Below are 26,017 nucleotides of genomic sequence, written 5' to 3'. Positions count from 1 at the left end.
TTGTCGTTCCGCACCACCCGGCCGGAGCGTCGGTCGGGCGTCCAACTCGGGTTTGTGGCCGCCCAGTTAACGCCACGCGCAAGCGTTTCGCCAGTCCGTTGCGCAAGGCAACTGTGAAAATCCGAACGACTTCGATCGCGCCTTGCGTGCGATATGCAAGGGGCATGACGACAAAGAGCACCGGCACGGTTGCGGGACTCCTGCTCGCGGCGGGTGGCGGGAGACGACTCGGGGGCCGGCCCAAGGCACTCCTCTCACATCGCGGGCGGCCGCTCGTGGAGCACGCGGTGCACACCTTGCGCGCGGGGGGATGCGATCCGCTGCACGTGGTACTCGGGGCGGCGGCCTGCGACGTACGGGAGCGGGCCGTGCTGGAGGGGTGCCAGGTGACGGAGAACCCGGACTGGGCGGACGGCATGGGGTCCTCGCTGCGGGCGGGTCTCGAAGCGCTCGCGGACACGGCGGCGAACGCCGCGCTCGTCCTCCTGGTGGACCAGCCGGGGATCGGCCCCGGGGCGGTGGCGCGTGTGCTCGCGGCATACGACTCCCCCGCCTCGCTCGCGGCGGCCGCGTACGGCGGGGAGCGCGGGCATCCGGTGCTGTTCGGCCGGGACCACTGGGCGGGGATCGCGGCGAGCGCCGACGGCGACCGCGGGGCGCGCGCGTATCTCAAGGAGCACGCGGGGGCGCTGGAGCTCGTGGAGTGCGGGGACATCGCCGAGGCGTACGACATCGACACGGAAGCGGATCTGAAGCACCTTGAGTAACAGAGCGTGGCACCGGGGGCCACGTTCTGTCGACTCTGAGAATCTCGACGTCAACAAACCTTGAACTTCCACAATGAGGAAACTAATATCCACTGTTGAGAAGGGCCGGTCCCCCGAAGCGGGGCCAGCAGCCATACCCAGGCGGCCCCGGCACCCAGTGCCTTACGGGTCGTTCGCTCGCTGAAGGAAGTGACAGCCACATGTCCGCACCAGCGCCGTCCCCGCTGGCCATCGTCGACGCCGAGACCCTGCCCGGACAGGGCGAGGTGCTCACCGAGGCGGCCCTCGCCTTCGTGGCCGAGCTGCACCGCCTGTTCACGCCCCGGCGTGACGAGCTGCTCGCCCGTCGCACCGAGCGCCGCGCCGAGATCGCCCGCACCTCCACGCTCGACTTCCTCCCGGAGACCGCCGCGATCCGCGCGGACGACACCTGGAAGGTCGCCGAGGCCCCGGCCGCCCTGAACGACCGCCGCGTCGAGATCACCGGCCCGACCGACCGCAAGATGACGATCAACGCGCTGAACTCCGGCGCGAAGATCTGGCTCGCCGACTTCGAGGACGCCTCCGCCCCGACGTGGGAGAACGTCATCGGTGGCCAGCTCAACCTGACCAACGCCTACAACCGCGCCATCGACTTCACGGACGAGCGCTCCGGCAAGTCGTACGCGCTGAAGCCCGCCGAGGAACTCGCCACGGTCGTCATGCGCCCGCGCGGCTGGCACCTGGGCGAGCGCCACCTGGTGGACGAGAACGGCAAGGCCGTCCCCGGCGCGCTCGTCGACTTCGGCCTCTACTTCTTCCACAACGCGAAGAAGCTCATCGAGCTCGGCAAGGGCCCGTACTTCTACCTCCCGAAGACGGAGTCGCACCTGGAGGCCCGCCTCTGGAACGAGATCTTCGTCTTCGCGCAGGACTACGTCGGCATCCCGCAGGGCACCGTGCGCGCCACCGTCCTGATCGAGACGATCACGGCCGCGTACGAGATGGAGGAGATCCTCTACGAGCTGCGCGACCACGCCTCCGGCCTGAACGCGGGCCGCTGGGACTACCTCTTCTCCATCGTCAAGAACTTCCGTGACGGCGGCCAGAAGTTCGTCCTGCCGGACCGCAATGCGGTGACGATGACCGCCCCGTTCATGCGCGCGTACACCGAACTCCTCGTGCGCACCTGCCACAAGCGCGGCGCGCACGCCATCGGCGGCATGGCGGCCTTCATCCCGTCGCGGCGCGACGCCGAGGTCAACAAGGTGGCCTTCGCGAAGGTCCGCGACGACAAGGACCGCGAGGCCGGCGACGGCTTCGACGGCTCCTGGGTCGCGCACCCGGACCTCGTCCCGATCGCCATGGAGTCCTTCGACAAGGTCCTCGGCGAGAAGCCGAACCAGAAGGACCGCCTCCGCGAGGACGTCTCCGTCGCGGCCGGCGACCTGATCGCCATCGACTCCCTCGACGCGAAGCCCACCTACGACGGTCTCGTCAACGCCGTCCAGGTCGGCATCCGTTACATCGAGGCGTGGCTGCGCGGCCTCGGCGCCGTCGCGATCTTCAACCTCATGGAGGACGCGGCCACCGCCGAGATCTCCCGCTCCCAGATCTGGCAGTGGATCAACGCGGGCGTCGTCCTCGACAACGGCGAGCCGGTCACCGCCGAGCTGGCCCGCAAGGTCGCCGCGGAGGAGCTGGCGAACATCAAGGCCGAGGTCGGCGAGGAGGCGTTCGCCGCCGGCAAGTGGCAGCAGGCCCACGACCTCCTCCTCCAGGTCTCCCTGGACGCGGACTACGCGGACTTCCTGACGCTGCCGGCGTACGAGCAGCTCGGCTGACGTTTCGCGGATCATGTGGGGCCCGGCGCCGGGGTGGCGCCGGGCCCTTACGCGTCCTCAGCCGCCCAACTCGTCGCTGTGGCCCGCCGCGAGGCGCGGCCAGTGCGGGATGGGCCGACCCCCGGAGCGCAGGCGGATGTCCTCGGCCGGTTCGCCCTGGCCCTGCGGCCAGCCCTCCGGGGAGTCCTCCCACAGCTCCTGGCGACCGTAGGGCGTGAGGTCCATCAGCCGGTAGCTGTTGTCCAGCTGTTCCACGCCGCGCAGCGTGGTCCACCAGGTCTCGAAGACCCGGTCGCCGTCCCGCAGATAGCTCACCAGGTGCATCATGCCGACGTGCCGGCCGACCAGGAGCCGGTCCAGGGACGGCGTCGCCGAGTACCAGGGCATGTCCCAGCCCATGAAGTCCCGGTAGCGCCTGCTCTCCTCGTACGGGCCCTGACACAGGACCGCGTACGTGATGTCGCGCGAATGCAGGTACGACAGCTCCCTGACCTGGCTCGCGCACCAGGTGCAGCCCTCGCACTGCTCGGCTGCCGGGTGGCCCTCGTGCCACATGAAGTAGTACGCGAGGAGCTGTCGGCGGCCCTCGAAGGCGTCGAGCAGCGTGAGCGGCCCTTCGGGCCCGGTCAGCTCCAGGCCGTCGTCCACCTCCACCATGGGCAGCCGGCGACGGGCGGCGGCGATGGCGTCGCCCTCGCGGGTGTGGGCCTTCTCCCGTTCCCGCAGCTTGTCGATCTCGGCCTCGAAGGCGGCCCGGTCGGTCACCGGCGGCAGCGCCGGGGCGTGGTCGGTCATGACTCCTTCTCCCCTCGTGCGTCCGGCCCTTCGGCCAGTTCCTTGATACGCAGCAGGCGGGTCTCCCAGGAGCGGCCGATCCGGTCGAGCTCCCGGGCGAGCGCGCCGAGCCGGGCGCCGACGGCGATGTGGACCACCTCGCGGCCGCGCTGCTCGGACTCGACGAGCCCGACCTCGCGCAGCACCTCCAGGTGCTTGCCGATGGCCTGCCGGCTCACGGGCAGTTCGCGGGCGAGCGCGGACGCGGACATCGGGCCGCGTCCGAGCCGGGTGAGTATCTCCCAGCGGGTCGCGTCGCCGAGCGCGGCACACATGACGGCCGGCGCGACCGTCATGCCCGGGCCTCGACGAACGCCTTCGCCGCGGCGAGTTCGGTGAGCCAGCCCTTGTCGTTGCCCTCGCGTTCCTTGAGCCAGGCGGCCGGGTCGTCGGCGAGGCCCGAGAACCCGCTCTCGACGACGCGCAGGGTCACGCCGCCCTCCGGGCGTTCGTCGATCCAGAACTCGACGAGGGTCGAGGCCGTGGACTCGTTCCGGGACGGGGTGCCGATCCAGCGGAACGCGGCGTAGCGCGGCTTGTCGACCTCGACGGTCCGGAACCGGAACTCGCCCAGCGAGGCGTGCCGCACGACGGCGACCTCGCCCACGTAGTGGATGTCGGGCTCGGGCTCCACGGCGCCGTCGTTGATGTACCAGCCGGGGCGTACGACCAGCTCCCAGACCCGCTCGGCGGGGGCGTCGATGTCGATGCGGCGGGCGATGCGGTCGAGCTCCGCGAGGTCGGCCGCGGTGTGGGTGGCGGCGGTGTGAGTGGCGTGTGCGTCGGACATGGGGTCCTCCCTACGACTCTTCCTGCAACTCAAGAGTTGCACATCAGGTCGCGACCCGCAATGGCACGGTTGCAGATGCCGTCTGCTGTATGCCGTGTGCCGCGCTGCGGGGGTCAGCCCACGTGGCGGGACCAGTCCTGTTCCGCCGGGGGCTTTCCGTGGAGGTCGGGGACGCGTTTCAGCCAGGAGGGGCGGCCCCGCTCCGTCGCCGCCGCGCGCTTCGCGTCCGCCGCCGCGAGTTCGTCGCGGGACGGGAAGTCCGTGGGCAGCCAGGAGGCGGAGGTGCGGGCGCGGGCCAGGAGGTAGGTGACGTAGGCGTCCCGGGCCTCGTCCGGGGTGGGGAAGTCCGCCGTGAGCCAGGCGTCGGGGACCAGGGCGAGGATGTCGCGGAGGAGGTCTTCCGTGACCTTCGGCGCCAGTTCCGCGTCGGCCGCGCGGGTGTCGGGGCCGTACCCGCCGAGCGCGTGGTGCCGGAAGTCGTACGACTTCGCCGGGTCCGCGCCGTCCCAGCGGTGGTGGAAGACGAGCGCCGCGCCGTGGTCGATGAGCCACAGCTTCGGCGGGGCGACGCCGAGAGTGGGCCAGACCATGAGGTTCGAACTGTGCACCGTACGGTCCACGTTGACGGTGAGCGCGTCGAGCCAGACGACGCGGCCCGCCTCCAGCGGGTCGACCGGGAAGGTCTCCGCGATCTCCGGCGTGAAGTCCACCGCGCCCGGCAGGAAGTCCATGCCGAGGTTGAGCCCCGCGCTCGCCCCGAGGAGCTCCTTGACCTCCTGGTGCGGCTCGTCCGCGCCGAGCGCCGGGTCGAAGTGCGCGAGCACCAGCTCCGGGAAGCGCAGCCCGAACGCGCGCGCCAGCTCGCCCACCACGATCTCCGCGACGAGCGCCTTCACGCCCTGCGCGGACCCGGTGAACTTCAGCACGTACGTGCCGAGGTCGTCCGCCTCGACGACACCGGGGACGGAGCCACCGGTGCGCAGCGGGTTCACGTAGCGGGTCGCGGTGATCTCTCTGAGCCTTGGCACCAGGTCAGGCTATATCTCCTGTTGCAGCAGCTGTTCGAGGAGCGAGATCAGCGTCTCCTTGCCGGACTCCCGGTCCCGGGCGTCGCACAGCACCACCGTGGTGTCCGGGCCGAGGTCGAGCGCGCGGGAGACCGCTTCCGAGGAGTGGGACCGTACGCCGTCGAAGCAGTTCACGGCGACGATGAACGGGATGCCGCGGCTCTCGAAGTAGTCGACCGCGGGGAAGCAGTCGGCGAGGCGGCGGGTGTCCGCGAGGACGACCGCGCCCAGGCACCCCGTCGCCAGCTCGTCCCACAGGAACCAGAACCGGTCCTGGCCCGGCGTGCCGAACAGGTACAGCGCGAGGTTCTCGCGGAGCGTGATGCGGCCGAAGTCCATGGCCACGGTCGTCGTCGACTTGGTGGTGACGCCGTCGAGGTGGTCCACGCCGCGCGAGGCGACCGTGAGGTCCTCCTCGGTGCGCAGCGGACGGATCTCGCTGACGGACTCCACCATCGTGGTCTTGCCGACGCCGAAGCCGCCCGCGATCAGCACCTTGAGGGCCGTGAAGTCGGCGTGGGCGGTCGGGTCAGAGTGCGCGAAGGCCATTGATCACTTCTCGGAGGAGGTGGGCGTCGGGGCGGGCGTAGGCGGCGGGTTCGCCCGTGCCGGGGTCGGGGGCCGGGGCCTGCGGCGGCACGACGGTGACGAGGGACTTCGCCGCCAGGTCGCCGAGCAGGACGCGGACGACGCCCAGCGGGAGGCCGGAGTCGGAGGCCAGGTCGACGAGCGGGCGCGGACCCCGCAGGCACAGGGCGAGCAGCTCGCGCTGTTCGGGCGGCAGCGGGCCCTGCGGCCTGGTGCGGGTGGGGCGGACGATGGCCATGAGGTCCATGCGTTCCGCGCCGTTGCCGGTGCGGGCGCGGCCCGCGGTCATGGCGTAGAGCCGGACCAGGGGCCCCGCGTCCTCGTCGTAACGGTCGGACCAGGCGTCCATGCGGTCGGGGGGCTGTGACGTCACTGCGTATCGCCGTCCGAGCGGGTCGGTACGCCGAGGTGTTCGCGGACGCGGTCGACGAGCAGCGCCATCTCGTACGCGACGAGGCCGATGTCGGCGTGGCCGTCGGTGAACACGGCGAGGCAGGAGCCCTCGCCGGCGGCGACCACGAACAGGAAGCCGCCCTCGAGTTCGACCATCGTCTGGACGACGCCGCCCGCGTCGAAGTGGCGGCCGGCGCCCTTGGCGAGGGAGTGGAAGCCGGAGGCGATGGCGCAGAAGCGTTCCGACTCGTCGCGGCCGAGGCCCGTGGAGGCGCCGACGCAGAGGCCGTCGCCGGAGAGCATGACCACGTACCGGACTTCGAGGACGCGGGCGGCCAGTTCGTCGAGGAGCCAGTCGATGCCCGTGCCGTCGCCGCCGAGGCCGGTCACGTTGTACGTCGGGGTCATCGGTGTCCTCCGTCTTCCTCGCGGGCGGCGCGGGCGCGTCGGCGGCCCGAGCTCAGCGACGTCATGGTGGCGCGGGCGGCCTCCGGGGACCGGGCGCCGGTCCCCTCGCTCTGGGTGGGCGCGATGTCCCGCAGCTCGGGGGTGATGTTGGCCTGCCGCACGCGGCGCGGGAGGTCTTCTCCGGTGCCGGGGTCGGTGTCCTGGGTCTCGGCGCGCTGCACCGGGTTCTCCGCCATGCCGTGGTCGACGCCTTCCGTATTGGGTGCGCCGCGCCGGGGTGCCGCCTTGCCCACCCTGCCGCCCAAGGCGGCAGATTGCCCAAGGCGGGGGCGGGACGGCTCCATGTCAGGCCCCTCCTTCGGCCGGGGGCGGGACGGCTGCGGCTGCCCTTCAGGCCCGCGGCGGGTGGGCAGATCAGACACCTCCTCCGGCCGGGGGCGGGACGGCAGGTCGAGGTCTTCCAGGGCGGGCGATTGGCTGCGGCGGGTGGGCAAATCAAGCCCCTCCGGCGATTGAGGAGCGGGGGCGGGGGCGGAGCCCCGGGGCGTAGGACGGTCGGCCGACAGGTTCGCCAACAGGTGCTGAGGGATGAAGACGACCGCGGTGATGCCCCCGTAGACGGACCGCCGCAGCGTGACGTCGAGCCGCTGCCGCTCCGCGAGCCGATTGACCACGAAGAGCCCGAGCTTGCGGGAGTCGAGCAGGTCGATGTCACTGGCGGTGATGCGCGCGTTGGCATCGGCCAGCGCCTCGTCGCTCATGCCGAGCCCCCGGTCCTCGATCTCCAGGCAGGCGCCCGCGCCGACGGGTTCACCGCGGACCACCACGGGAGTGTGCGGCGGCGAGAACGCCGACGCGTTCTCGGCGAGTTCGGCGACGAGGTGGACCACGTCGGCGACGGCCGAGCCCGCGAGGGACAGTTCGGGGATGTCCTGGAGCTGGACCCGGTCGAAGTCGGGCGTCTCGGCGAGCCCCGCCCGGACCGCGTCGATCAGCGGCACGGGGTTGCGCCAGGCCCGCCCCGGCGCCGACCCGGAGAGGATGAGCAGCGACTCGGCGTGCCGCCGCATGCGGGTCGTCAAGTGGTCGATGCGGAACAGGTCCTCGAGGTCGGTGGGGTCCTCCGTACGGCGCTCCATGGCGTCGAGGAGGTCGAGCTGGCGGTGCAGCAGCACCTGGCTGCGGCGGGCCAGCGACACGTACACACCGGAGACACCCGTGAGGACCGCGGCCCGGTCCGCGACCGCGCGCAGCGCCGCGCGCTGCACGGTGGTGAGGGCCGCGCCGACCTGGCCGACCTCGTCGCTGTGCGGCGTCTCGTCGAGCGGCGCCTCCTTGTCGAGGTCGATGTCCTCGCCGTTGTGGATACGCCGCATGGAGGCGGGCAGCCGGGTCGCCGCCATGTCGAGCGCGGCGTCGCGCAGGCCCGTCAGGTCGGCGACGAGGCCGCGCCCGATCCGTACCGACAACAACAGCGACACGATCACACCGACGAGACCGAGAAGCACGGCGATGCCGGAACTGCCAAGCGAGGAAAGGGAGTACGGCTCGGCGCCCGCGGCCTCGTCGATCGCGCGCGACTCGGCCTTGTCCAGGGCGGTCAGCGTGGTCCGCGCGTCCGACTGCCAGCGCCCGGCGGGCACCGCGTCGGCGGCGTTCCGGGAGCCGGCGGCGAGGACCATGTCCTGCACGTGGCTCAGGTCCTCGGCGCCCGCGGTGCCGAGCGCGGCGCGGAAGGCGGCGGCGTCCCGGTCCGGCAGGTCGGGCAGCGCGGCCTCGGTGAGGCTGCGCTGCACCGCCACGTCGCCCACGAAGTCTCGGTACTGACCGGGCGTCATGCCCCCTTCGGCCGCGTGCGCGGCGCCGAGCAGCGCGTCCTGACGGCTCAACGCGTCGCGGACCCGGGTGAGTTGGAGCAAAGTACGGGCCGTGTCGCCGTCGGCCGCGGCGAGTTTGGCCCGTACGGACAGGGCCCGCTCGACCGCGGTGTCGTACCCGGCGATGGCGTCCGTGCCGCCCTGGGCCCCGGCCTTCTGGCGCGGTCCGGACAGCGATTCGGCGCTGAAGCGCAGCTTCTGGATGCGGTCGGGCAGCGCGGCGTCGAGGTCGGCGAGGTCGGTGCTGATGGAGCGCATGCCCGCGGTGAGCGCGTCGACGGCCTTGTCGGTGCGGTCGCTCGCCGCGGTGAAGTCCTGGCCTGTGGCGGCGTCGTGGGCGGCGCGGTACTTCATGGCGGCCGCGCGCTCGTCCTGAACGGCGACGGTGAAGCGGGAAATCGGCGTGACGAGCGCCGAGTTCACCTCTTTCAGCTGCTCCTTGTCGGATATCTGGGACGCCGTGGTCACCGCGGCGTGGCCCCACAGCGCCATCACGGAGACGACGGGGACCGTGAGCAGGGTGACGACCTTGGCTCTGATCGATTTGGAGCGCAGCCGTTCGGGCAGCGCAAAGCGCGCGGGCATGGGACAGCTCCTCGGCGGGGCCTGAGTGGTGTTCGGGGGGTGGGAAACGTGCCTACGCGGCGGGCAGTTCGACCTCGTGCAGCGGACGGGCCGCGGCCTCACTGCGCGCACGCTCGTCGGCCGTCGGCGACAGCGCGACGAAGGCGCAGGTGAGGAAGAGGAACGAGCCGAGCACGACGGCCAGCGGCAGGATGAACGCGGTCGCGGTGGCGCCGGACAGCGGCGCGGTTCCCGGGTGCACGGCGACCTTCACGGCGGCCATTCCGGTGTAGTGCATGCTGCTCACCGCGAGCCCCATCACGAGGGCGGCGACGGCCGCGATCACGGCTCCGCGCACGGACAGCGCGGCCCACAGCGCGGCGGAGGCGGCGACGACGGCGATGACCACGGAGGCGGCCACGAGCACGGGGTCGTAGGACAGCGAGCCGTTGAGCCGCACGGCCGACATGCCGATGTAGTGCATCGCGGCGACACCGAGGCCGGTGCCGAGGCCGCCGAGCAGCACGGACAGCGCGCGCGATTTCCCGTATCCGGCGAAGAACACGCCCGCGCCGACCACCACGATCGCCACGAGCAGGCTCAGGAGCGTCAGGGGGATGTCGTAGCGGATCGCCGTGCCTTCGACGGCGTAGCCGAGCATCGCGATGAAGTGCATCGTCCAGATTCCGGCGCCGATCGCGACGGACGCGGTGAGCAGCCAGTTGCGCTTGGACCGCTGTCCCGCGGCCTGGGCGCGGGCGGTGCAGCGCAGCCCCAGCGCGGATCCCACGACCGCCATCACATAGGACAGGACGGGGGTGATCCAGCCGCCTGTCATGTGGTGCATGTGCCCCACGTTTCCCTCTCACTCTTCACAAGGATTGGCATCGGCCCCCCGACCGACCGGGACGCTAACACGCATGTGACGGCTTGATCAGAGCGGTGAATGGCCCGAATCAGAGGGGTTACCGACCGGTAGAGCCCGAGTTCATGGGGCCTTCACAAAGTGGCGCGTCGTGTGACCGAGGGTGCGGTTGCGACTCTTGTCACGCCGCGCCTCGGGACGGTCCGGACATTGCCGCTGTTCCTCGCGGGACGCCCATGAGGAGAGGTTTCAGGAGGTGCCGCCGCGCAGCGACTTCGCCAGCGCACCCTCCCCCGTCACGGCCACGCGTCCGGAGCGCGCCGCCTCGACCAGGCCGAGCGCGCCGCGGGCGACCTCCGCGCACACTTCGGCCTCCAGGGTCAGCCGCGCGTCCGGCTCCCCGTCCGGGTACTCCCCGTCCCCATATACGGGATACGCGGGATGCGCCGGATGTACGGGCTCCCCGCCCACCCGTACATGGAAGACCCCTTCGTCGACCCGGACCTCCACGGCACCCGGCTCCCCCAGCGCCTCCAACTGCCGCGACAGCGGCAGCGCCAGCCAGTGCGCCCGCACCGCGTCGGTGGGCCGCCGCTCGGCGAGTTCCGGCGCGCCCCACTCGCCCAGCGCCCGCAGCACGGGCAGCAGTCCGCGTCCCCGCTCGGTCAGTTCGTACACGTACACGGATGCGGGCGCGGGCAACCTCCTGCGCACGGCGATCCCGTCGCGCTCCATGCCCTTCAGGCGCGTGGCCAGCATGTCCGTACTCACGCCCGGCAGATCGGCGTGCAGGTCCGTGTAGCGGCGCGCCCCGGCGAGGAGTTCGCGCACGATCAGCAGGGTCCAGCGGTCCCCGACGACGTCGAGGGCGCGGGCTGCGGCGCAGTACTGGTCGTAGCTTCGGCGTGGCATGACGCGCAGTCTATGCAACTTGTTGGACTTTCCAAGCACCCACTTGGTAAAACCAAGCGACAACGGTTCAGCACAGTGGCACCTGGTCCGCCTGGAGGGCAAGCGCATGGAGTTCCGGCAGTCGAGCAAGCTGAGCGAGGTCTGTTACGAGATCCGCGGCCCGGTGATCGAGCACGCCAACGCGCTCGAGGAGGCGGGCCACAGCGTGCTGCGCCTGAACACCGGCAACCCGGCGCTGTTCGGCTTCGAGGCGCCGGAGGAGATCGTCCAGGACATGATCCGGATGCTCCCGCAGGCGCACGGCTACACGGACTCGCGCGGCATCCTCTCCGCGCGCCGCGCCGTCGCCCAGCGCTACCAGGCGCTCGGCCTCGACGTCGGCGTGGACGACGTGTTCCTCGGCAACGGCGTGTCCGAACTGGTCTCGATGGCGATCCAGGCGCTCCTGGAGGACGGCGACGAAGTCCTCATCCCGGCCCCGGACTTCCCGCTGTGGACCGCCGTCACCACGCTCTCCGGCGGCAAGGCCGTCCACTACCTCTGCGACGAGCAGTCGGACTGGTACCCGGACCTCGCCGACATGGAGTCGAAGATCACCGACCGCACGAAGGCGGTCGTCATCATCAACCCCAACAACCCGACGGGCGCGGTCTACCCGAAGGAGATCGTCGAGGGCATCCTCGATCTCGCCCGCCGGCACGGCCTGATGGTGTTCGCCGACGAGATCTACGACCAGATCCTCTACGACGACGCGGTGCACCACACCGCCGCCACCCTCGCCCCCGACCTCGTCGTCCTCACCTTCTCCGGCCTGTCGAAGACGTACCGGGTGGCCGGGTTCCGCAGCGGCTGGATGGTCGTCACGGGCCCCCAGCAGCACGCGAGGAACTACCTGGAAGGCCTCAACATGCTGGCCTCCATGCGCCTGTGCCCGAACGCGCCCGCCCAGTACGCCATCCAGGCCGCGCTCGGCGGCCGCCAGTCGATCCGCGAACTCACGGCGCCCGGCGGTCGGTTGCTGGAGCAGCGCGACAAGGCGTGGGAGAAGCTGAACGAGATCCCCGGCGTCAGCTGCGTGAAGCCCAAGGGCGCGCTGTACGCCTTCCCGCGCATCGACCCCAAGGTGCACAACATCGTCGACGACGAGAAGTTCGTCCTCGACCTGCTGCTGCGCGAGAAGATCCAGGTCGTCCAGGGCACCGGCTTCAACTGGCCGTCCCCGGACCACTTCCGCATCCTCACGCTCCCCTACGCCGACGACCTCGATGCCGCGATCAGCCGGATCGGGCGTTTCCTGAGCGGATACCGTCAATGACGTGATCACTTCGACCTCGTGCAGCACCTGTGGGCACCCCAGCCACACGCAGTTCGCCTCCCCCGACCTGGTCGGGCCCATCGTGTCCGGGCGGTTCGACCGCGCCCGGGACCCCGCGTGGCGGCAGTCGGGCGCGGCGACGGTCGAGGACTACGCGCGCTGGTGCGGGCACCTGTGCGGGGCGACGTGCCTGCGCATGGCGCTCGGGCCCGGCGCCCCTTCCCTCTTCGAACTGCGCGACGGGACGCTGAAGTTCGGCGCGTACCGGGTGGACGCCGAGGGCGAGATCCGCGGCATGATCTACGCGCCCGCGGTGGAGTACGTACGGGAGGTGCACGGCGTCGACGCGGAGGTGCACCGCACGCTCGGCGCGGACGGGATCGGCGAACTGCTCGACGCGGGCCGACTGGTCATCGCCTCCGTGCACTACGCGATCCGCCGCCCGCACGAACCGGCGCCCGGCCGGGGCGGCCATCTGGTCCTCGTCACGTCCCGCACGGCCGACGGCCGCGGGTACCACTTCCACAACCCCTCGGGCACGGACGCGGCGACCCGCACGGCGGAGCTGCCCGTGGAGCGCTTCGAGGAGTTCTTCGCGGGGCGCGGCATGTCCCTGGTCACGGGGGCCGGACGGTGACCGCGGCCCTCATAGCGGTGCTCGGCACGCTGCTCGGCTCGGTCGTCACCCACTTCTTCCAGAACCGCGCGGCGGTGCGCGGTGCGGAACTGGCCCGCGCCGAGCAGCTGCGCCAGGAACGCATCTCCAGCTACAGCGCTTTCGCCGGCGCGGTGCACGACTACCGGCGCGGCCAGAACGACCGTTGGTTCCGCGCCCACGAGAGCCCCGGCACCTCCGAGGCGGAGGCCTCCCGCTTCGCCTCCTACGAGGCCCGGATCGGCGCCCGGCAGGCCCTGGCCCGCGTCCAGCTGATCTGCGACGACCCGCGGCTGCGGCAACTCGCCGAGCACGCCTTCGAGCTGACGCACTGTCTGCACGACGCGACTGACGAGACGGACCGCGACCGACGCTCCCAGCGCAGCAAGGAGGCGCTGACCCGCTTCGTGGAGGCGGCGGCACCGAGCGTGCGGTGAGCCTTCGGCCAGGCTCGGCGGCGGCTGAGGCTCCGCCATTCAAGCCGCCCTTCGAACGAGAGCCAGCGGTGTCCGGGGCAGAGCCCCGCGGCCGGAGGACGGGCCCGTGGACAGGGGCGGCCGCCCAGGTGTCAGCCGCCGCCCAGGACGGAGTCCAACGCCGAGACCGGGTCCCGGCCCGGCTCGCCGCGGGGCCACCACTCGTCCCGACCGGGCTCGGACTCGTAGCCGTACCACCAGCCGTCGCGGCCCAGGCGGAGCTGGACGGACCGGGTCGACAAGTGGTTGCGGTGGGGGCGGAACTCCGGGTGGCCCATGGCCAGGAGCGCGGGGCGGGCGCGGTCGAAGGGGCCGGCCGGCGGGTCCCACTCCTCCTCCAGGACCGAGAGTCCCTCCAGTCCGCCCTGGCGCCAGGCCGCGACGGCCCGCGCCAGATCGGTGGGCGTGCGGCCCGTGCCCCGCGACAGCGAGGAGTACAGGGCGCGGGTCGCCGCCGTGAGGCCCGAGCCGGGGTGCGCGGCGGCGAGCCGGACCGCGTCCTGCCACGGGGTGAGCGCGGCGATCGGGTCCGCACCGGTGGTGAGCAGTTCGTGGGCGCGGGCCCCGGCCTCCGTGGCGAGCAGGTCGAGCGCGAGCGGGTCGGGGGCGTCCGGCGCCTGGGGGTAGGAGGGCGGGCGCTCGGCGTGCGGCGGGGCCGGGAACTCCGGGGGCAGCTGCGGCAGTTGGCCGTCCCCGGCGCTCGCGTACACGTCCTTCGCCGGGAGCGAGTCCAGCTCGGGGGCCCGTGCCTTCGAGCGCTCCTGCGCCTCGTGCACCGAGCTGCGCCGGGTCAGCGCCCGCAGCAGCTCCTGTTCGCCGCGCCCGCGCAGCAGGAACAGGACGAACGGGTCCTCGTCGAGGATCCGGGCCGTCTGGTAGCAGAGCGCCGCCGCGTGCTTGCAGGGGTGGCCGCGGTCCGGGCAGGTGCACTCGGGGGTGAGGTCGTCGACGGTGGGCAGCAGGTCGGCGGATGCCGCCAGCGCGTGCGGCACGTCCTTGTCGAGGAGTGACGCCAGGTGTTCGGGGCGGGCCGCGGCCGTGTCGAGGAAGCGGTCCCACGCCTCGTCCGGCAGTTCCCGCAGGCGCAGTTCGGCCCGGTAGGGGCGGGGGCGCGAGCCGTGCACGTAGGCGACGACGCGGCCCGGGGTGACGGTGATCGCATCGACGTGGCCACGGTCCGCGTAGGCGCGGCCGCGCGTGAGACGGCCCTGGTCGAGGGCGGAGTCCTCCAGGGCGTCGACCCATGCGTTGCCCCACCAGGTGAGGGCGAAGCTGCCGCCCGGCTCGGCGCGCGGCGGCAGCGGCGGGAACGTGCGGCGGGTGTCCAGGTGCCGGGCCTTCGCCTGCTCGTCGGCGCCCGCGCGGCCGGGCACGTGCGGCCGGTGCGTCCTGTGGGGCCTGCGCGTCGGGCTCATCGCGTCGCCTCCCTGCGCAGCGTCACGAGGTCCGTGAGCTCCCGGTCGGTCAGTTCGGTGAGCGCCGCCTCGCCGGTGCCGAGCACCGCGTCCGCCAACGCCCGCTTTGTCGCGAGCAGTTCGGCGATCCGGTCCTCCACCGTGCCCTCGGTGATGAGCCGGTGGACCTGCACGGGCTGGGTCTGCCCGATGCGGTACGCGCGGTCGGTGGCCTGCTCCTCCACCGCCGGGTTCCACCAGCGGTCGAAGTGGATCACGTGCCCCGCGCGCGTGAGGTTGAGTCCGGTGCCGGCCGCCTTCAGGGAGAGCAGGAAGACGGGGACCTCGCCGGACTGGAAGCGGTCGACCATGCGCTCGCGCTCGACGATCGTGCTGCCGCCGTGCAGGAGCTGGCTGGGGATGCCGCGGGTGGTCAGGTGCGTGGCGAGCAGCTTGGCCATGGACACGTACTGGGTGAACACGAGGACCGCCCCCTCCTCGGCGACGATCGTGTCCAACAGCTCGTCCAGGAGCGCGAGTTTGCCGGAGCGGCCCGCGAGGCGCGGGCGTGAGCCGTCACTCTGGCCCTCCTTGAGGTACTGCGCCGGGTGGTTGCAGATCTGCTTCAGCGACGTGAGCAGCTTCATGATCAGGCCGCGCCGGCCGATGCCCTCGGCCTCCTCGATCTGCGCCATCGACTCGCGCACCACGGCCTCGTAGAGCGACACCTGCTCGCGGGTGAGCGGCGCGGGGTGGTCGGACTCGGTCTTCGGGGGCAGTTCGGGGACGATGCCGGGGTCGGACTTCCTGCGGCGCAGGATGAACGGGCGGATCAGGCGGGCGAGGCGCTCGATGGCCTCCGGGTTCGTCCCGCCCTGGCCCTGGAGCGGGACCTCGCCCTCGACCACGCGCGCGTGCCGGGCGCGGAACGCCTTGAGCGGGCCGAGCAGTCCGGGTGTCGTCCAGTCGAGGAGGGCCCACAGCTCGGACAGGTCGTTCTCCACCGGTGTGCCGGTGAGGGCCACGCGCGCGGGGGCCTCGATGGTGCGCAGCGCCTTCGCCGTCGCCGAGTTGGGGTTCTTCACGTGCTGCGCCTCGTCCGCCACGACCATGCCCCAGGTGTGCCCGGCGAGTTCGGCGGCGCGGGTCCGCAGCGTGCCGTATGTGGTGAGGACGAAGCCGCCCTCGACGCCGGTCAGGGCGCGGTCCGCGCCGTGGAAGCGGCGCACGGGGACGCCGGGGGCGAACCGCTCGATCTCCCGCTGCCAGTTGCCGAGCAGGGACGCCGGGCAGACGACGAGTGTGGGCGCGGTCCTGGCGCGGCGCAGGTGCAGCGCGATGAGCGTGACGGTCTTGCCGAGGCCCATGTCGTCGGCGAGGCAGCCGCCGAGGCCGAGCGAGGTCATGAGGTCGAGCCAGGCGAGGCCGCGCAGTTGGTAGTCGCGCAGTGTCGCGTGCAGGCCCTCGGGCGGCTCGACGGTTTCGATGCCCCGGGTGAGCCGGTCGCGCAGCTCGGCGAGGCGGCCCGCGGGTACGGCCGCGACCCGCTCCCCGTCGACTTCGGCCTCGCCGGTGAGGGCGACCGCCAGCGCGTCGACGGGTTCGAGGAGGCCCAGCTCCCGCTTGCGGGCCTTGCGGACGAGGTCGGGGTCGACGACCACCCACTGGTCGCGCAGTCGCACCACCGCGCGGTGCGACTCGGCGAGCAGGTCCATCTCGCGCTCGGTCAGCGGGTCCCCGTCGAGCGCCACCTGCCAGTCGAACTTGAGCAGCTCGTCGCTGTCGAAGAACGGCGTCCCGTCGGTGGCCGAGCCGGGCGCGGCCTGTGCGCGCACCACGGCGGTCGCGGTCAGCGAGCGGGCGATGTCGCGCGGCCAGTGCAGCGTGACGCCCGCCTTGGCGAGGCGCGCCGCGCCGGGCCCGAGCAGGTCCGTCAGCTCGCTCTCGGACAGGGCGAGGACGTCCGGCACGTCCTGCTCCAGGAGGCGGCCGAGCGGCGGCCAGGCGAGCGCGGCCCGGCGCACCGCGAGGACCGCGTCGATCCGGGTGCGCGGACCGAAGTGCTCGCCGGCCTCGCCCGCCCACAGCGCTGCGGCGTCGACCACGCGCGTGGGGTCGGCGAGGCTGTGCACCTGGACGATGGCGGCGCCGGCGCGGCGGGCACCGGCGTCCTGCCCGACGTCTCCGTCTCCCTGTCCGTCTCCGTCGCCGCCGTCGCCTCCGTCGAACAACGCGTACTGCGACAGGTCGAGCCGCAGCGACACCTTCACGCCCGCGTCGAGCCCGGCCGCCGCCTCGACCGCCCAGGGGCGGGCCCGCGGGATGTGCTGGGCGGCGGTGGCGGCGAACGGCGCGCCCGCCGCGTGCGCCGCCGCCGGGGTGCGCGGCAGCGCGTCGGCCACGGCGTCGAGCAGGGCCCGCACCAGCGCCTCCGGCCGCGGGACCCGCAGCGGCCTGCTCCCCGGCACCGGCGTCGCGTACCCCTCGGGCGGCAGGGCGGCGGCGATGCCCCGTATCTGCGCCACGTCGTCCTCGTCGAGCGGGCCCGCGCGCCATGCGTCGTGGTCGGACGCGGTGAGGCCGGGCAGCAGGCGGCCCCGCGCCACCAGGTGCAGGGCGTGTGCCGCGGCCGCTCCCCAGGCGGCGGCAGCCGGGTGGGCGCCCCGGGTGCGGCGGGCCCGCAGCAGCAGCGGCAGCGCGTCCAGGACCGGCACGACGAGGGCGGGAACCTTGTGGCTGCGGACCGTGGACCCGTGCGGCCGCACGAGGGTCAGCTCGCCGTCCGCCCCCGGAAGGCCGGACCCGATCGGCCCGTCCGGCCCCTCCGGGGTCCAGAAGGCGATCCGTCCGGCGCGCGGCAGCGGGTCGGGCAGGAAGACGGCGGCAGCGCTCAGCGGAACACCCGACAGCTCCGGCACGGTCGCGCCACCTCCCTTCCCACTCCGACGGCCTCAGGCCTCGACGACCCCTAAGACCTTACGGGCCGGGTCTGACAATCCTTGATCCCATGCCCGGCGCCTGTGTCCGGCGCCCCTGCCCGGTCCGCCCTGCCCGCCCGGTCCGCCCCTCCCGCCGGGCCCGCTCGCCCCCGCCCGGAGACAATGGCCGTGCCTCTGCCCACCTCCTAGCGAACAGGCGCGAACCTTGGGTGATCTGCTTCTCGTCCGGCACGGCGAGACCGAATGGGCCCTGACCGGGCAGCACACCGGCCTCACCGACATCCCGCTCACCGACAACGGCCGGGAGGAGGCGCGCCGCGTCGCTCCCCTCGTCGGCAGCTACCACATCGGGGCGGTCTTCGTGAGCCCCCTCCAGCGCGCCCGGGAGACCGCCGAGCTGGCCGGCCTCAAGCGCTACACCGTCGACTCGGACCTGCACGAATGGGACTACGGCGCGTACGAGGGCGTCACCACGCGGGAGATCCAGCGCACCCGGCCCGACTGGTACCTGTTCGACGACGGGGTGCCGCCGGGGCCGCCCGAGCATCCCGGCGAGTCGCCGGAGCAGGTGGGCGAGCGGGCCGACCGGATGCTCTCCAAGGTCGACGCGGCGCTCTCCAACAACGAGGGCAGCGTCGTCCTCGTCTCGCACGGCCACTTCCTGCGGGTGCTGACCGCGCGGCGCCTCGGGCTTCCGCCGTCGGGCGGCTCGCACTTCCTGCTGGCGACGGGCACGGTCAGCCGGCTCACCTTCGAGCACGGCAGACCGGTGATCTCCGGCTGGAACCTGCGGCCCTGAGCCGAGCCTCCCGCTCACACCTGCGGCCCTGAGCCCAGCCGCCCGCTCGCCCCGGCCCGTTGTCAGACCCGTCGTGCACCATCGTCACCAGGGCACGCCCTGGACGGGAGGCACGCCATGACCAGACCACCGACGGCCGCACAGCGCCGCATCATCGAGGCCGCCGATCCGGAGACGGGCCGGATCTCCGGCACGCCCGCCCAGCTGGACCGGCTCGTCGTGCTGAAGCTGGCGTTCCGGCACCCGCGGCCCCCGCACGAGCACTTCCTGACCCCGGCGGGCCACCGCTTGCGGGAGGCCGGGGACGAACCGCCGGAGTCCGCCGGGCCCGAGCCGGCGGAGTCCGGCGGGGTGTTCGCCGCGCGGCTGGGCGGCGAGCCGCGGCCGGAGTCGGGTCCCGCGCGGGCGCGCGAGGTGCGCACGGCCTGGCAGGGGCTGCTGGAGATACGCCGGATGACGAACGCGGACGGCGCGACGGACCGGCCGTGCGCCTGGGAGCGCGGCCGGCTCGCCCCGTCCGCCGCGCTCGCCCTGGAGGCCGCGGGCTGCGCGCCCGCCGGTGGGGACGGGGACGGTCCCGGCTATCGCGTGCTGGACACCCCGCAGCCGGAGGCCGTCGCCGTGCACCACCCCGAGCAGGGCGGGCTCGCGGCGTGCGCGGCGGCGCTGCGGGAGGCGGGCTGGCAGGTCAGCGAGCACGCGGGGGCCCGTGGCGGGGCCCGCTATCTGCTGGCCTCGCCCAGACGTGCGTAACGCACCTCACGGTCGCCCGGACTGCCCTGCCCCGCCCGCCTGTTGGCATGATCGGCACAACGCCCCACCATCGAGCCGTCGAGAGGAACGTCGTGGCAGAGGAGTTTTCCGTACCGGTCGAGGTCCGCGGATACGAGATCGATGTGAACGGCCACCTCAACCAGGCCGTCTATCTGCAGTACGCGGAGCACGCGCGCTGGTCGTTCCTGCGCCACGCCGGTCTCGACGACGGCGCCCTGCTCGGCCGCGGGGTGGGCCCCGTCGTCCTGGAGACGAACATCCGCTACCTGCGGGAGCTGCGCGCCGGCGACGTCGTCGACGTGAGCTGCGCCTTCGAGTTCGACGACGGCAAGGTGTTCCGCGTGCGCCAGACGCTCCGCAGGGCCGACGGCTCGGTGGCGGCCGAAGTGACCGCGGTGAGCGGCGTCATGGACCTCACCGAGCGCAAGCTGGTGCGCAATCCGGGGGAGATCTTCAAGGAGCTGGCCTCCGCCCCCGCCGTCCTCGGCCTCTGACCGGCCGCGCCGCCGCTGTCCCGCCATGAACCTCCACAGCCGTTCCTACGGACACCCCGACGCGGTCGCGCTCAGCGCACAGGTGCAGGCCGAGTACCGCCAACGCTTCGGGTACGACGACTTCACCGATCTGCACCCCGGGCACTTCGACCCGCCCGGGGGCCTGTTCCTCGTCGCGTACGACGCCGGGGTCCCGGTCGCCTGCGGCGGCTGGCGGGCGCAGGAGCGCGACGACGCGGGCTACGCGGACGGGGACGCCGAGCTGAAGCGCATGTTCGTCGTGGAGCGGGCGCGCGGCCGGGGCCTCGCCCGGCGGATCCTGGCCGCGCTCGAGGACAGCGCGCGGGACGCGGGCCGTACCCGCATGGTCCTGGAGACGGGCATCCACCTGCCGGAGGCGATCGGCCTGTACGAGGCCGACGGCTACCGCCCGACACCGCCGTTCGGCCCGTTCCGGGAGTACGACGACAGCCGCTTCTACGCCAAGTCCCTTGTCGGGCAAGGGGCTTCGGGAGTCTGACGGGGCGGCTCCCGGACCGGATCCCGGGACGGCTCCCGGGCCGGGGCGAAGTCCAGCACCTCTTGAGCGGACGAACGCCGCGACCCCTTGCCTCCTCCCGCGAAGATCGCTACGGTCCCGTTCGACCCGCCTTTCTACGCGCGTCAACCTCGTGCACGGCACCATCCGAACGCCCCCATGCGAGAGGCCCCGCCCATGCAGTTGCGCCACAAGTCCTTGCTCTCCGCCGCCTTTGTCACGCTGGCCCTCGCCGCACCCGCCCGCGCGGGCGCCCCGGCGCAGCCCGCGCCGCCCGCCGCCGGCTGGCAGCAGGTCGGCGACGACGCCACGTCCGGGGTCAGCGGACTCGCGCTCACCGGCGAGAAGGCGGCCGACGGCGCGGTGGAGGCCCTCGTCGTGCACGACAACAAGAAGCCCGGCCAGTCGCGGATCAGCCGCGTCGCCTTCCACCCCGACGCACCGAAGGACACCAAGGTCACCCCGGTGGCGTGGGAGGGCATGGAGCCCAAGGACCTGGAGGCGATCGAGGCGGTGCCGGGCGCGGACGGCGAGTTCATGGCGCTGGCCAGCAGGGGCCTCGTGTACCGGCTGCAGGTCGAAGGGGACACCGCGCGAGTGCTCGACCTGGCACCGCTGCCCGCGATACCCGAGGGCGCGGACTTCGAGGGCTTCGCGCTCGGCACGGCGGCGCACGGGAGGACGGTCGCGGTGTGGGCGGACCGGGGCGCGGGCGCGACGCGTCCGGCGACGGTGTTCGCGGCGCCGTTCGAGGTCAACGAGTACGGGGAGGCGGAGTTCGGGAAGGTCGGCAAGGCCGAGTTCCGGGCGGCCTACCCGAAGGGAGAGGTGCGGCACGTCTCCGACATATCGCTCACCAAGTCCGGCCGGATCATGGTGGGTTCGGCCTCGGACGCCGGGGACGACGGGCCGTTCGCCTCGGCGGTGAGCGAGGCGGGCCGGGTGTCGCTGAACGCGTCGGGCACCGCGGCGACGCTGCGGATCGCCGAACGGCGCGGCGCGCCCGACAGGTTCGACGGCCGCAAGATCGAGGCGGTCGAGTGCGTGCCGGGCGCGGACGGCCGGGCGCTGCTCGGCACGGACGACGAGAATCTGGGCGGGTACCTGAGGTCCGCGCCCGTGTGCGGCGGATGAGACGCGGGCGGGGGTGGCGCCGCCGACCGCGCCACCCCCGCCGCGTCGCTCAGTGCGCCCCCGCCGCTGTCGGCTGGGTGCGCTGTTCCGCGATGTCGCCGCCCGACTCCATCGGCGACGTGACGTCGTCGGCGTCGCGCCCCTTGCCGATGTGGTTGAACAGCAGGTTGAGCACGACCGCGGCGACACAGCCCGTCGAGATGCCCGAGTCCAGGATGATCTTCGCGTTCTCCGGGAACGCGTGGTAGAACTCCGGCACCGCGATCGGGATCAGGCCCACGGCGAGCGAGACGGCGACGATGAGGACGTTGTTGTCCTTGTCCATGTTGGCCTTGACCAGGGTCTGGATACCGCTGGCCGCGACCGAGCCGAACAGCACGACGCCGGCGCCGCCGAGCACCGGGCGCGGCACGACCGCGATCAGCGAGGCCGCCATCGGGCACAGGCCCATCAGGACGAGGAAGCCGCCGCCGGCCGCGACCACGAAACGGCTGCGGATCTTCGTCATCGCGACGAGGCCGATGTTCTGGGCGAACGCGCTGCACATGAAGCCGTTGAACAGCGGGCTGACGGCGGAGCCGAGGGTGTCGGCGCGCAGTCCCGCCGCGATCGTCTTCTCGTCGGCGGGGCGGCCGACGATCTCACCGAGGGCGAGCATGTCGGCGGTCGACTCGGTCATCGAGACCACCATGACGACGCACATCGAGACGATGGCCGCGGCCGCGAACTGCGGGGCACCGAAGTGGAACGGGGTCGGGAAGCCGACGATGGAGGCCTCGCCGACCGGCGAGAAGTCCGTGGCGCCGAACGGGATCGCGATCAGCGTGCCGACCACCAGGCCGAGCAGCACCGCGATCTGCTTGACGAAGCCCGTCGTGAAGCGGCGGATGACCAGCACGATCACGAGCGTGATGCCGGCGAGCGCCAGGTTCTTCATCGAGCCGTAGTCCGGCGCCTTCGCGTCGGACCCCTGCGCCCAGCCGAAGGCGACCGGCATCAGGGACACACCGATGAGGGTGATGACCGTGCCGGTGACGACCGGTGGGAAGAACCGCACCAGTTTCGAGAAGAACGGCGCGGCTATGAAGCCGAGGAGACCCGCGACGATCACGGCGCCGAAGATGATCGGCAGCGCGTCGTCCTTGTCCTTCGTCGTGCCGACGATGGCGAGCATCGGGGCGACGCCCGCGAAGGTCACGCCGTTCACGAACGGGAGCCGGGCGCCGATCTTCCAGATGCCGAGCGTCTGGAGGAACGTCGCGAGGCCCGCCGTGAACAGACAGGCGCCGGTGAGGAACGTCAGATCCTTCGGGCTGAGCCCGATCGCCGCGCCGACGATGAGCGGGGGCGCGACCACGCCCGCGTACATCGCCGCCACGTGCTGCAGACCCGTCGTCGCCATCTTCAGCGGTGGCAGCTTCTCGTCTACCGGATGTTTGGTATGCCCCGCGGACTCGTCGGCGGGGGTCGTGCCTTGCTTGGTGAACCTGGGCTTCGTCGCCACTGCGGCTCCTCCGGTTGTTTTCCAGCCCCGGCAGGCCGCCGGCGCTTTTCGCTTCTGGGAGGTGGTGCAAGGTGCAAGGTCGTGCTGGTGGTGCTGTTCAGTTGTTGTGCGCCCAGGTATTACTGGCCGCCCCGGGAACGTGAAGCTTTGGGCCACGTTCCGGGGCGGCACTCGGTCGAACAGCCCGCTCGGCAGCTCGATCGAGTCCCCGGCCAGGGGCCGTCCCCCCTGACCGGAGTCTCAGGTCCTGCGTCAGCTCTCGGCAGTGATCCGCGCGAGTCGCTGCGCCTCCGCCCGCGTGCTGCGGGCGATGGCGTCCTCGTCGACGTTGAGCAGGCGGCTGTCCTCGACCACCGGCTTGCCGTTCACGAGGGAGAGGGTGACCGGTGCGGCCGCGCCGAAGACGAGCGCGGTCACCGGGTCGGCGATCGATGCGTGGGCGAGGGTGTCCATCTTCCACAGCACCAGGTCGGCCAGCTTGCCGGCTTCGAGCGACCCGATCTGGGTTGCCCTGCCGAGCACTTGGGCTCCTCCGTACGTCCCGAGGCGCAGCGCCTGACGGGCGTTCAGGGCCGCCTCGCGGTGTGCGCCGAGGCGGTTGATGAGGAGGGCGTTGCGCAGTTCCGTGTGGAGTTCGCCCGACTCGTTGGAGGCGGTGCCGTCGACGCCGAGGCCGACCGGGACGCCGGCCGCCAGCATGTCGGGCACGCGGGCGATGCCCGCCGCGAGCCGGGCGTTGGAGGACGGGCAGTGCGCCACACCCGTCTTCGTACGGCCGAACGCGGCGATGTCGGAGTCGTTCATGTGGACGCTGTGCGCCATCCACACGTCCTCGCCGAGCCAGCCCGTCGACTCGAAGTAGTCGGTCGGGCCCATGCCGAACAGCTCGTGGCAGAACTTCTCCTCCTCGACGGTCTCGCTGCCGTGGGTGTGCAGCCGTACTCCGAGGCGGCGCGCCAACTCGGCGCCCTGCTTGAGGAGTTCGGTGGACACCGAGAACGGCGAGCAGGGGGCCACGGCCACCTGCGTCATCGCGTCGAAGGAGTCGTCGTGGTGCTTCTTGACCGTCTCCTCGGTCGCGGCGAGCGCGCCGTCGAGGGTCTCGACGGCGAAGTCCGGCGGCAGTCCGCCGTCCTTCTCGCTGCGGTCCATGGAGCCGCGCGCCAGGGTGAAGCGCACGCCGGTCTCGGCAGCCGCCCGGATGATCGATCCGGAGAGGTCGCCCGAGCCCTGCGGGAACACGTAGTGGTGGTCCATGGCGGTGGTGACACCGCCGCGGGCCATCATCGCGAGGGAGCCCTGCGCCGCCGCGTACGTCATCTGCTCGTCGATGCGCGCCCACGTCGGGTACAGCGCCACCAGCCAGTTGAACAGGTTGTGGTCCGTCGCCAGGCCACGGGTGATCCACTGGTAGAAGTGGTGGTGCGTGTTGACGAGGCCGGGTGTGGCCAGGTGACCGGTGCCGTCGATGCGGCGGACGACGTTGGCGAGGCCCTCGGGCGCGCTGCCCGCGCCGATGGACTCGATCCTGTTGTCCGCGACGACGATGTGGCCCGAGGCGTACTCGGTGTCGTGCGCGTCGACCGTCGCGATGGCGACGTTCTCGATGACGATGCGGTTTGCCGTGGCAGGAGCCATGGTGCTTCCTTCAGTCGGTGTGACGTGTGGGCACGGCAGGACCCTAGGAAGATTTGAGTGCCGCGGCGGCGCTTGCCCCGCCGCGGGTGCCGAGATGGTGGAAGAAAAGGTTCAGCGAGACGGCCACGAGCGCGCCGGCGCTGATTCCGGAACCGAGCACGGTCTGCGCCCAGGCCGGGAAATCTGCGTAGAAGCTCGGTGCGGCGAGCGGGATGATGCCCGCGCCGAGCGAGACGGCCACCAGGATGATGTTGGAGCTGTCGTCGAGGCCCGCTTCGGAGAGCGTCCGGATGCCGCTGACGGCGATCGAGCCGAACAGCACGATGCCCGCGCCGCCCAGGACCGGCATGGGGACCATGGAGACGACCGCGCCGAGCATCGGGAAGATGCCGAGGATCAGCAGGGTGCCGCCCGCGACGGCGACGACGTACCGGCTGCGCACCTTGGTCAGCGAGACGACGCCGACGTTCTGGGCGAACGCCGAGGTCGGCAGGCCGCCGAAGATCGGTCCGATGAAGGTGGCGATGCCGTCGGTGCGCAGACCCCGGGTGATGGTCTTTCCGTCGCACTCGCGCTCGCAGATCTCGCCGATGGCCAGCATGCCGGCGCTCGACTCGGTCATCAGGACGAGCATGACGAGGCAGAGCGAGATGATCGCGGCGGGCTGGAACTCCGGGGCGCCGAAGGCGAACGGCGTCGGGAGCGCGGCCACGGGCGCGGACTTGAGGGAGCTGAAGTCCGCCATGCCGAACGGGATCGCGGCGAGCGTTCCGATCAACATGCCGAAGAGCAGGGCGACTTGCTTGACGAATCCCTTGCCGAAGCGCTGGATCAGCAGGATGACGACGAGCGTGAAGGCGGCGAGGGCGAGGTAGCGCATGTCGCCGTAGTCGGAGGCGGTCTTGTCGCCGCCCTGCGCCCAGCCGACCGGCACGGGCATCAGCGTCACACCGATGAGGGTGATGACGACGCCGGTGACGAGCGGCGGGAAGAACCTGAGGAGCCGTCCGAAGAACGGCCCGACCGCGAGACAGAAGACGCCCGCGACCATGACCGCCCCATAGATGGCGGGGAGTTGGTCGCCTTTGGCGTTCGTCTCGGCGATGGCGAGCATCGGCGCGATACCGGCCGAGGACGCGGCGTTGACGAAGGGCAGCCGGTTGCCGACGAAGCCCTTGACGCCGAGCGTCTGGAGCAGGGTGGCGAGGCCCGCGATGAGCAGCGACGCGGCGATCAGCCGGGTCTGGCCCGCGGTGTCGAGCCCGACGGCCTGGCCGATGATGAGCGGCGGGGTGACGACGCCTGCGTACATGGCGGCGATGTGCTGGAGTGCCGCGGGCGCGAGCCGCGACGGGTGGAGCTTTTCGTCCACCGGATGCACCTGCGAAGCGGTGCTGCTCTCCGGTGGGGTGGAACACGGGCCCTCGGCTTCAGCCGGCCCCTTTGCTGGCACTGCCATTGCTTTATGT

Annotated in this window: 25 protein-coding genes; 10 read left to right on the top strand and 15 right to left on the bottom strand. The window is 72.3% G+C overall.

Annotated features, from left to right (window positions below):
• The first annotated feature begins 164 nt into the window (after nt 1-164).
• On the top strand, nt 165-767 hold the full coding sequence (locus ACFV9W_RS19165; protein WP_385762236.1) for an NTP transferase domain-containing protein: 603 nt from the start codon (nt 165-167) through the stop codon (nt 765-767).
• A gap of 200 nt (nt 768-967) precedes the next feature.
• Nucleotides 968-2,590 (top strand): malate synthase A, encoded by a 1,623-nt coding sequence (gene aceB / locus ACFV9W_RS19160; RefSeq protein ID WP_385762233.1) that lies wholly within the window; start codon nt 968-970, stop codon nt 2,588-2,590.
• A 57-nt stretch (nt 2,591-2,647) separates the two neighbouring features.
• Here the strand turns inward: aceB and ACFV9W_RS19155 are convergent, their stop codons facing one another.
• The 10 genes from ACFV9W_RS19155 to ACFV9W_RS19110 form a co-directional block, all read right to left on the bottom strand.
• Nucleotides 2,648-3,385 carry a DUF899 family protein gene (locus ACFV9W_RS19155; protein ID WP_385762231.1) on the bottom strand — a complete coding sequence of 246 codons (738 nt, stop codon included), beginning with the start codon at nt 3,383-3,385 and terminating at the stop codon, nt 2,648-2,650.
• Entirely contained in the window at nt 3,382-3,720 is a 339-nt protein-coding gene (locus ACFV9W_RS19150) for an ArsR/SmtB family transcription factor (RefSeq protein WP_385762228.1), read from the bottom strand. Before ACFV9W_RS19150 ends, ACFV9W_RS19155 begins: the two co-directional genes overlap by 4 nt.
• Nucleotides 3,717-4,214, bottom strand: a complete 498-nt coding sequence (locus ACFV9W_RS19145) for an ATPase (protein WP_385762225.1) — start codon at nt 4,212-4,214, stop codon at nt 3,717-3,719. Before ACFV9W_RS19145 ends, ACFV9W_RS19150 begins: the two co-directional genes overlap by 4 nt.
• A gap of 113 nt (nt 4,215-4,327) precedes the next feature.
• Nucleotides 4,328-5,245, bottom strand: a complete 918-nt coding sequence (locus ACFV9W_RS19140) for a HipA family kinase (protein ID WP_385762332.1) — start codon at nt 5,243-5,245, stop codon at nt 4,328-4,330.
• Between the two features lie 6 nt (nt 5,246-5,251).
• Complete coding sequence (locus ACFV9W_RS19135; RefSeq protein WP_385762223.1) at nt 5,252-5,830, bottom strand: ATP/GTP-binding protein; 579 nt, start codon at nt 5,828-5,830, stop codon at nt 5,252-5,254.
• Complete coding sequence (locus ACFV9W_RS19130; protein ID WP_385762221.1) at nt 5,811-6,242, bottom strand: DUF742 domain-containing protein; 432 nt, start codon at nt 6,240-6,242, stop codon at nt 5,811-5,813. The genes ACFV9W_RS19135 and ACFV9W_RS19130 overlap by 20 nt, the downstream gene beginning before the upstream one ends.
• A complete protein-coding gene (locus tag ACFV9W_RS19125) occupies nt 6,239-6,670 on the bottom strand; it encodes a roadblock/LC7 domain-containing protein (RefSeq protein WP_385762219.1) in 432 nt (143 codons plus the stop codon). The genes ACFV9W_RS19130 and ACFV9W_RS19125 overlap by 4 nt, the downstream gene beginning before the upstream one ends.
• A complete protein-coding gene (locus ACFV9W_RS19120) occupies nt 6,667-9,132 on the bottom strand; it encodes a nitrate- and nitrite sensing domain-containing protein (protein ID WP_385762216.1) in 2,466 nt (821 codons plus the stop codon). The genes ACFV9W_RS19125 and ACFV9W_RS19120 overlap by 4 nt, the downstream gene beginning before the upstream one ends.
• A 52-nt stretch (nt 9,133-9,184) precedes the next feature.
• Nucleotides 9,185-9,967: an MHYT domain-containing protein gene (locus ACFV9W_RS19115; RefSeq protein WP_385762213.1), complete on the bottom strand. Its 783-nt coding sequence runs from the start codon at nt 9,965-9,967 to the stop codon at nt 9,185-9,187.
• Nucleotides 9,968-10,225: 258 nt separating this feature from the next.
• Nucleotides 10,226-10,888 carry a winged helix-turn-helix transcriptional regulator gene (locus ACFV9W_RS19110; RefSeq protein WP_385762210.1) on the bottom strand — a complete coding sequence of 221 codons (663 nt, stop codon included), beginning with the start codon at nt 10,886-10,888 and terminating at the stop codon, nt 10,226-10,228.
• Nucleotides 10,889-10,994: 106 nt separating this feature from the next.
• Here ACFV9W_RS19110 and ACFV9W_RS19105 point away from each other — a divergent pair, with 106 nt between their 5' ends.
• The 3 genes from ACFV9W_RS19105 to ACFV9W_RS19095 are packed head-to-tail and all read left to right on the top strand — an operon-like array spanning nt 10,995 to nt 13,295.
• Entirely contained in the window at nt 10,995-12,203 is a 1,209-nt protein-coding gene (locus ACFV9W_RS19105; RefSeq protein WP_385762207.1) for a pyridoxal phosphate-dependent aminotransferase, read from the top strand.
• A gap of 4 nt (nt 12,204-12,207) precedes the next feature.
• A complete protein-coding gene (locus ACFV9W_RS19100; protein ID WP_385762329.1) occupies nt 12,208-12,840 on the top strand; it encodes a peptidase in 633 nt (210 codons plus the stop codon).
• Nucleotides 12,837-13,295: a hypothetical protein gene (locus ACFV9W_RS19095; RefSeq protein ID WP_385762204.1), complete on the top strand. Its 459-nt coding sequence runs from the start codon at nt 12,837-12,839 to the stop codon at nt 13,293-13,295. The genes ACFV9W_RS19100 and ACFV9W_RS19095 overlap by 4 nt, the downstream gene beginning before the upstream one ends.
• A gap of 131 nt (nt 13,296-13,426) precedes the next feature.
• On the opposite strand, the gene ACFV9W_RS19090 is transcribed toward ACFV9W_RS19095, so the two are convergent.
• Together ACFV9W_RS19090 and ACFV9W_RS19085 are read right to left on the bottom strand one after the other, a co-directional pair.
• Nucleotides 13,427-14,749 carry an SWIM zinc finger family protein gene (locus tag ACFV9W_RS19090; protein ID WP_385762201.1) on the bottom strand — a complete coding sequence of 441 codons (1,323 nt, stop codon included), beginning with the start codon at nt 14,747-14,749 and terminating at the stop codon, nt 13,427-13,429.
• The gene (locus tag ACFV9W_RS19085; protein ID WP_385762199.1) at nt 14,746-17,646 is read right to left on the bottom strand and encodes a DEAD/DEAH box helicase; all 2,901 of its coding nucleotides are present in this window, start codon (nt 17,644-17,646) and stop codon (nt 14,746-14,748) included. The genes ACFV9W_RS19090 and ACFV9W_RS19085 overlap by 4 nt, the downstream gene beginning before the upstream one ends.
• 226 nt (nt 17,647-17,872) lie before the next feature.
• Between ACFV9W_RS19085 and ACFV9W_RS19080 the strand changes: the two genes are divergently transcribed.
• The 5 genes from ACFV9W_RS19080 to ACFV9W_RS19060 all read left to right on the top strand — a co-directional run bounded on the left by ACFV9W_RS19080 (nt 17,873) and on the right by ACFV9W_RS19060 (nt 21,406).
• The gene (locus tag ACFV9W_RS19080) at nt 17,873-18,466 is read left to right on the top strand and encodes a histidine phosphatase family protein (protein WP_385762197.1); all 594 of its coding nucleotides are present in this window, start codon (nt 17,873-17,875) and stop codon (nt 18,464-18,466) included.
• Between the two features lie 117 nt (nt 18,467-18,583).
• Complete coding sequence (locus tag ACFV9W_RS19075; RefSeq protein WP_385762194.1) at nt 18,584-19,219, top strand: hypothetical protein; 636 nt, start codon at nt 18,584-18,586, stop codon at nt 19,217-19,219.
• A gap of 92 nt (nt 19,220-19,311) precedes the next feature.
• Complete coding sequence (locus tag ACFV9W_RS19070; RefSeq protein WP_385762192.1) at nt 19,312-19,734, top strand: acyl-CoA thioesterase; 423 nt, start codon at nt 19,312-19,314, stop codon at nt 19,732-19,734.
• Nucleotides 19,735-19,759: 25 nt separating this feature from the next.
• Nucleotides 19,760-20,254, top strand: coding sequence for a GNAT family N-acetyltransferase (locus ACFV9W_RS19065; protein ID WP_385762189.1), 495 nt, complete (start codon nt 19,760-19,762; stop codon nt 20,252-20,254).
• A gap of 177 nt (nt 20,255-20,431) precedes the next feature.
• Nucleotides 20,432-21,406, top strand: a complete 975-nt coding sequence (locus ACFV9W_RS19060; protein WP_385762187.1) for a hypothetical protein — start codon at nt 20,432-20,434, stop codon at nt 21,404-21,406.
• 49 nt (nt 21,407-21,455) lie between these two features.
• On the opposite strand, the gene ACFV9W_RS19055 is transcribed toward ACFV9W_RS19060, so the two are convergent.
• The 3 genes from ACFV9W_RS19055 to ACFV9W_RS19045 all read right to left on the bottom strand — a co-directional run bounded on the left by ACFV9W_RS19055 (nt 21,456) and on the right by ACFV9W_RS19045 (nt 26,007).
• A complete protein-coding gene (locus tag ACFV9W_RS19055; protein WP_385762326.1) occupies nt 21,456-22,808 on the bottom strand; it encodes a nucleobase:cation symporter-2 family protein in 1,353 nt (450 codons plus the stop codon).
• 354 nt (nt 22,809-23,162) lie between these two features.
• Entirely contained in the window at nt 23,163-24,548 is a 1,386-nt protein-coding gene (locus ACFV9W_RS19050) for an 8-oxoguanine deaminase (protein WP_385762184.1), read from the bottom strand.
• 43 nt (nt 24,549-24,591) lie between these two features.
• On the bottom strand, nt 24,592-26,007 hold the full coding sequence (locus tag ACFV9W_RS19045) for a nucleobase:cation symporter-2 family protein (protein WP_385762182.1): 1,416 nt from the start codon (nt 26,005-26,007) through the stop codon (nt 24,592-24,594).
• Nucleotides 26,008-26,017: the final 10 nt, after the last annotated feature.

It is taken from the genome of Streptomyces sp. NPDC059897 (genome assembly GCF_042730865.1).
In the GTDB taxonomy this organism is placed as follows: domain Bacteria; phylum Actinomycetota; class Actinomycetes; order Streptomycetales; family Streptomycetaceae; genus Streptomyces.
Note: the sequence above shows the minus strand (reverse complement) of the source record. Positions and strands in the feature narration are given on the sequence as shown.